A 5620-nucleotide genomic window follows, 5' to 3' on the forward strand; every position below is an offset into this window, starting at 1 on the left:
ATACGATACCCCTATCAACAGTTCATATATTAAATTTGGTAATCAAAATGAATCCTTTGAAGAAATTTTAGAACTATTCCGTGGAATTTTTGGTAGCGCCTTAAAAAGCAATCCCTATTTAGAAAAAGGCGTTATCACAGGCATATTACGCATAGCCAAAGCCAATCTCTTTTCAGATCTCAATAATGTACGGGAATATACGTTGTTGGATAAAAACTTCACACAATTTTATGGTTTTACGCAAAGCGAGGTAGATGACTTGCTTAGTAAGGTAGCTACCCAAACGGAACCAGCAAAAATCAAAGATTGGTACAATGGCTACTCCTTTGGAGGGGAAATTATTTACAATCCCTGGTCGATTATGCAATGCCTAGCCAGTCAAGGTACATTAGACTACTATTGGTTAGACAGTGGTGGTACCGGTTTAGTAGATAAAGCGCTATTGGCTGACCAAATGCAAGCAGATTGGCAATGTCTGGTTCAAGGTCAAACCGTCACTTCTCCCATTACCAAGCAAATTAGTTTCTCCGATATTAACAAACCAGTTGGCTTATTGAGTTTGTTGTTATTTAGTGGTTATTTAAATCCCACTGTGGTATCCGCAGAACGCCATATTTATGGTCTATCTATTCCCAATCAAGAAGTAAAATATATCTATGAAACAAGAGTATTGCAGTGGGTTACCGACCAATTAAACATAGACAGCTCTAAATACTATTCCTTTGTTCACTTATTACCAGCTGGCCATATAGAGACCTTTAAGGAGCAATTGCAAACATTGCTGTATCGTGCTACCAGTTTTTTCCAAACAGGAAGCACCAAAGCAGAACTATTTTACAGTGGCTTTATGTTGGGCATGTTACATATGTTGTNCTTCACACAATTTTATGGTTTTACGCAAAGCGAAGTAGATGACTTGCTTAGTAAGGTGCCTACCCAAACAGAACCAGCAAAAATCAAAGATTGGTATAATGGCTATACTTTTGGGGGTGAGGTAATTTACAATCCTTGGTCTATGATGCAATGTCTAGCTAGTGAAGGCTTGCTTGACTACTATTGGTTAGACAGTGGTGGCACCAGTTTAGTAGATANTAGTAGATAAAGCGCTATTGGCTGACCAAATGCAAGCAGATTGGCAATGTCTGGTTCAAGGTCAAACCGTCACTTCTCCCATTACCAAGCAAATTAGTTTCTCCGATATTAACAAACCAGTTGGCTTATTGAGTTTGTTGTTATTTAGTGGTTATTTAAATCCCACTGTGGTATCCGCAGAACGCCATATTTATGGTCTATCTATTCCCAATCAAGAAGTAAAATATATCTATGAAACAAGAGTATTGCAGTGGGTTACCGACCAATTAAACATAGACAGCTCTAAATACTATTCCTTTGTTCACTTATTACCAGCTGGCCATATAGAGACCTTTAAGGAGCAATTGCAAACATTACTGTATCGTACTACCAGTTTTTTCCAAACAGGAAGCACCAAAGCAGAACTATTTTACAGTGGCTTTATGTTGGGCATGTTACATATGTTGTGTGCTGACTATAGCATAGAAAGTGAAAGGGAAACAGGCAGTGGTCGGGCAGATATGCTTTTAATACCTCAAGTAGGTAGGAATGATNGCAAATTAGTTTCTCCGATATTAACAAACCAGTTGGCTTATTGAGTTTGTTGTTATTTAGTGGTTATTTAAATCCCACTGTGGTATCCGCAGAACGCCATATTTATGGTCTATCTATTCCCAATCAAGAAGTAAAATATATCTATGAAACAAGAGTATTGCAGTGGGTTACCGACCAATTAAACATAGACAGCTCTAAATACTATTCCTTTGTTCACTTATTACCAGCTGGCCATATAGAGACCTTTAAGGAGCAATTGCAAACATTGCTGTATCGTGCTACCAGTTTTTTCCAAACAGGAAGCACCAAAGCAGAACTATTTTACAGTGGCTTTATGTTGGGCATGTTACATATGTTGTGTGCTGACTATAGCATAGAAAGTGAAAGGGAAACAGGCAGTGGTCGGGCAGATATGCTTTTAATACCTCAAGTAGGTAGGAATGATAATGCACTGATCATAGAATATAAAACAACTAAAACGTTAGAAAACTTGGATGCGGTAGCTCAAGCAGGTTTGGCCCAAATCATCGCTAAACAATACCATACTAAGGTAAAAACCTATCCTCATGTAAGAAAGATTACCAGCATTGCGTTAGCTTTTTGTGGCAAAGAAGTAACTTTAGCTTATCGGGTGGATGAGGTAAATGCGTACAGGGAATAGATGTTTGTATCCGTTCAGTGATATGGCCTATGCGTATCCCTGTTTGTACCCATTAGAAATAGTACAATAATTAGCAATAGTACAATAATGCAAGATCATAAAAACGCGCCTTGAACAAAGCTGAAATTTTCAACAGCTTTGTTCACCAGCGCTTGATTTTTTTTGGCTACTTTTTTTGATCAAGCAAAAAAAGTAGCTTTGATTGCTATAATCTATAAAATATGTCTGCCATACCCCTGAACGGATACGATTTTATTATCCTAAAGGCTTACAGTGTATAACTGTTCTACTTGCTTAATGGTTAAACCAGTAACCTTGGCTATATAGGCAATAGGTAGCTTTTCTTGAAGCAAATTTTGGGCTATAGCCATAGCTTTTTGGGTTTCTCCTATTTGGATACCTTCCTCTTTTCCTATTTGGATACCTTCCTCTTTACCCTCATTTTTAGCTTTTTTAACTGTATTTTCTTCGACCCATAACCACTTTAAATGNGTAGCCCAAGCAGGTTTGGCCCAAATCATCGCTAAACAATACCATACTAAGGTAAAAACCTATCCTCATGTAAGAAAGATTACCAGCATTGCGTTAGCTTTTTGTGGCAAAGAAGTAACCTTAGCTTATCGGGTGGATGAGGTAAATGCGTACAGGTAATAGATCTTATAAGCGGAATAATGGGGGTTTTTTATATAAAAAAAGTGTTTTCAAGCCCACTAAACAAATCTGACTATAACAAATTTCTAATTATACAAATTTTTTACTTAATTACCCTCAAGCTTACATGCCCCTAACATGATCTTAAATAGAGCATTTTTCTTACAAGATACCAACACAGTAAGTACTAATTTAATTGGTAAAGTAATATGTTGTAATAATTTCCAAGGTATTATTACTGAAACAGAAAGCTACATTGGTATGAATGATCCTGCTTGCCATGCTGCCAAAGGCATTACTAAAAGAACAAAAATTATGTTTGGGTTAGCTGGGTTCAGCTATGTATTTTTAATATATGGTAAGTATCACTGTTTCAATATCGTTACGGAAGCATTAAATTTTCCAGCTGCTACGCTTATTAGAGGCATAAAACTCATCCATCCTCCCTACACATATATAAATGGTCCAGGTAAAATTTGTCGATTGTTAGGTATTGATTTAACGTATAATGCCATCGATATAACTTTGTCAAATACATTATATATTAAAGATATAGGCTATCAATTACCCTATAGATCCACACCTAGAATAGGTCTTTCTAAAGGATTAGATAAAATGTGGCGCTATATTATTACGGATAAAGATTTTAGCACAACCACGCCATTTTCCTACTAAACGTAAGTTTAATTGGATATCCTTAAAAATTTTTCTACCATTAAGAATGATGTCTTTTTAGACATCATTGGTTACCATATCAAAATTATTATAACGCCAATAGCGATGCGTATGCCTATACATAATCATCATGTTATTTTACGTAGTCGCATTGAAGTGACTACTGAAAAAAGCCATGATCAAAATAGAGCATTACAGTATGCAGTCAATAGAACGGTTGAACAACAACTTATACCTCTATTATCCAAGCTCTTTTCCCAATATGTTCCGCAAGATGTAGTGATTCATATAGACAAGCTTACCGTAGATGGAGGTAAATTGAACGTATCTAATCTTAGCAGTCAGCTACCTTATCAGATAGCATCTGCCTTACTACCTGTATTACAAAAACAGATCGACAAGATTATGCATAATCCTAACGTCCATCAGGTAATACCACTACTAGAAGCAAAACTGCAAGCTATAGCATACTATTTATCGGAGGGTAATTTTGCCTGGTGGATGACAGAACATTCTGATAATCAGATTGAAAAGATATATATATGGTTACTACATAATGCGCCCTTACGCATAGAACAACTTTGGCATAATATTAAAAAAAAGGAGAAGGCTATTCAACGCTGTATTGCACATTTTTCCGGAACTACTGTAGAAAATACCCTCCATCTCTTATTAAGACAGCAAAACTTTACCCCTATTCTATCAGAAATAGGATTTTTATTGCACAAAACAGGAATTTTAACCAATTCACCCTACACACCGCAACGGCAATTGCTCTCAATAGCGCTATTGGGCATGATCAATCACCAGAGGCCTACAATAGATCGCATCAGTTTTTTGACCATGTTACTCAAGCAGGTAGCCGCAAAAACATCCATAAGCTATAAAAAAATCTTAGAAAAGTTACAAACCTATTATACACAAACTGCAACCCAGTATGCTAGCTCATCACAAGCAATAACAACCAAAGAATGGGTACTCCAATTGCATGACATGACCATAACTCCACCTAAATTCTGTAATAAAGATGTCAAAAATCAGGAAACTGTACTAAAGGAACTAGATAAAATAGATAATAGTACCATGACACCCCATCAGCTATTAGAAACCATTAACCGTATCAAAGCAGCAATGGATACAATAGGTATACGAATCCTAATAAAAAGCTGGCTTAGAGAAAAAAAGAACAGAGAACGATTGGTCAAAAAGCTCCCTGATACGCTTTTTATTTCATTGATACAACCACTAGATTCTTCTGTTGCCTCTATATTTTCCACACTTACCCAGATATGGGGAGAGACTACTTCTGCTTCTACTGTAGCGCTTAATGATTCTGTTAAAGAAGCTACCTTAGCTTATTATGCTTTTGAACCATCCAAAATAATTTATTTTAAACAGATTACATCGCTATTCAACCAATATTTTTCAGAAGGAACTCCAGCGGTGAACGCCATAATGGCTCAACTGGTATCCGTACAAAAAATAGCTCCCACAGCTGCATCAGTTTTTACGCAAACAAAAACTCTGCAAAATGATATGCCAAATTTCCTAATAGACAAAAGCATAGTAATAGCAGAAAACCAACAAATATGGAATACATGCATCCCTTATCTGCATCCAGATAAAGCAGATAGGTCTGACCTTACCCAAATAGAAAAAAGCCACACAAATATTCTTGAACAAACTGTTGCTATATCTAAAAAAAACCATACAGCTGATCAATACCATCTAGAAAGAGAGCACACTGAAAAAAACCATACAGCTGATCAATACGAGCTAGAAAGAGAAAATATAGCAAAAAACTATACAGCTGATCAATACCATCTAGAAAGAGAAAATATAGCAAAAAACTATACAGCTGATCAATACTATCTAGAAAGAGAAAACATAGCAAAAAAACATACAGCTGATCAATACGAGCTAGAAAGAGAAAATATAGCAAAAAAACATACAGCTGATCAATACCATCTAGAAAGAGAAAACATAGCAAAAAAACATACAGCTGAT

6 protein-coding genes (1 of these 6 running past the window's edge) are annotated in these 5620 nt (G+C 36.1%); all 6 read left to right on the forward strand.

The features are described from left to right. Positions 1–1102, forward strand: the 3' portion of a protein-coding gene (locus EDM02_RS05800) for an AAA family ATPase (RefSeq protein ID WP_221179594.1). 1055 nt of this gene lie to the left of the window's left edge; 1102 of the gene's 2157 nt are visible here — the last part of the coding sequence; its start codon lies off the left edge, out of view; its stop codon occupies positions 1100–1102. A 19-nt stretch (positions 1103–1121) separates the two neighbouring features. Continuing rightward, positions 1122–1670 (forward strand): PD-(D/E)XK nuclease domain-containing protein, encoded by a 549-nt coding sequence (locus EDM02_RS06145; RefSeq protein ID WP_221179595.1) that lies wholly within the window; start codon positions 1122–1124, stop codon positions 1668–1670. 2 nt (positions 1671–1672) lie between these two features. Further along, complete coding sequence (locus tag EDM02_RS02425; RefSeq protein ID WP_123662781.1) at positions 1673–2287, forward strand: PD-(D/E)XK nuclease domain-containing protein; 615 nt, start codon at positions 1673–1675, stop codon at positions 2285–2287. 507 nt (positions 2288–2794) lie between these two features. After that, the gene (locus EDM02_RS05660) at positions 2795–2938 is read left to right on the forward strand and encodes a hypothetical protein (protein WP_184891099.1); all 144 of its coding nucleotides are present in this window, start codon (positions 2795–2797) and stop codon (positions 2936–2938) included. 138 nt (positions 2939–3076) lie between these two features. Then, positions 3077–3613: a DNA-3-methyladenine glycosylase gene (locus tag EDM02_RS02435; RefSeq protein WP_123662203.1), complete on the forward strand. Its 537-nt coding sequence runs from the start codon at positions 3077–3079 to the stop codon at positions 3611–3613. Between the two features lie 12 nt (positions 3614–3625). Further along, a partial coding sequence (locus tag EDM02_RS02440) for a contractile injection system tape measure protein (protein ID WP_148053559.1) occupies positions 3626–5620 on the forward strand: 1995 nt, incomplete at its 3' end.

It is taken from the genome of Candidatus Cardinium hertigii (genome assembly GCF_003788695.1).